This is a genomic window from Clostridium sp. ZBS15 (assembly GCF_023845705.1).
Lineage (GTDB): Bacteria > Bacillota > Clostridia > Clostridiales > Clostridiaceae > Clostridium > Clostridium aquiflavi.
This window is the reverse complement of record NZ_JAMQHY010000019.1, coordinates 1-1454: the sequence shown is the minus strand read 5'-3', so window position 1 is coordinate 1454 and position 1454 is coordinate 1. Positions and strand designations below refer to the sequence as shown.

Genomic DNA, 1454 nt, shown 5'->3' with positions numbered 1-1454 from the left:
AGTTGTGGCGTCCGAGGCATAGCCGGGAAGCGAATGCGCGTCAGGATGAACGCTGAAGGCATCGAAGCGTGAAGCCTCTATCAAGATGAGATTTACCAAATCGTAAGCTAGTAAGACCCCTTGAAGAGTACAAGATTGATAGGTCAGTGGTGGAAGTAGGGCAACATATTTAGCTGACTGATACTAATAGGTCGAGGGCTTGACCAATAAATAATTGTTATATACAATTTATGTGCAATTTTGAAAGAACATTCTTTCAAAGGATCTGGTGATGATGGCATGGAAGTAACACTCCTACCCATTCCGAACAGGAAAGTTAAGATCCATAGCGCCGAAGGTACTGCACGGGAGACTGTGTGGGAGATTAGGACGTTGCCAGGTAAGCTTAAAGAGATAGTTATAATAACTATCTCTTTTTAGTATATAAAAAGAGATTAAAGTGATGTTAGTAACAGAGTAGAAAGAAAACTTTAGCATTAATAAGTGAATGCGCTCATATATTAATTTAAATTCAATCGCTATTCATCGTGAGTGCAAGAAATTTTAATGGATATTGTTCGTTGTTAATATTAATCTTGTTATAATTTGAAAGTAAGAGTAATTAAATGCATAGAAGATTATTAAATAACTTCTCAAATTGAATTTATATAAAAAATAGTTAAGTATTAAATAATAATTTGAGTTGTTTTATAAGATTATTATTTAATTAGTAATAGTTATTTTTTATAATTTTATGTTAGTGTAATATTATTTTAATTTTAAATAGTATTACACTTTTTTATTTAAATTTATGATCTACTGATTATCTATAAATATAGTTAGAAAACAAAGTTAAAAATAAAAATATGTAATTAAGAAATAACAAATTTTTAAAATTAATGATACATTTTAATACTAATAAATTAAATTTTAACAAAAGTATTGAAAATTAATCTATTAATATAGGTGGATTAAGAGTAAATAATCATTTTAAAATGATTATTTATATAAAAATATTAAGTAAAAATAATAAATTATATATAAATAAAATAAGTAACTCATATATTTTTGTAAATATATGTATTATTTATTCGAAAATACTAGAATAACTTATCCAAGTGTATCAGTAGTAGAATTATGTAGTATTTTAAAGAAAAAATAAGAAAATAAGATATAATTTCAATGAATAGTAATAAATGTATTATAACTAGTTAATATATCATGGTAAGATAAAACACGTCGCTGAGAGATGCGGCAAACAAGTAAGAATAAAGTTAAGAAATTAAATTTCAACTTATTAAAAAACTTGTTGACAGAAAAGAAATCAAATGTTAGACTGAGTAAGTCGCTTAAGGGTGACACAGGAAAACAAAAGAAAATGTGGTCTTTGAAAATTGAACAGAAATCAAGACACAGTAAAATAAACCAGCAATGCTTTATTTGAGTAAGTCAAGATTAAACTTTTTATTGAGAGT

General features: G+C 26.4%; 2 rRNA genes. Both read left to right on the top strand.

What is annotated here, in order from left to right:
* Positions 1 to 207 (top strand): 23S ribosomal RNA (locus tag NG904_RS07940); the annotation flags it as partial.
* A 57-nt stretch (positions 208 to 264) separates the two neighbouring features.
* Positions 265 to 381 (top strand): 5S ribosomal RNA (gene rrf / locus NG904_RS07935).
* Positions 382 to 1454: the final 1073 nt, after the last annotated feature.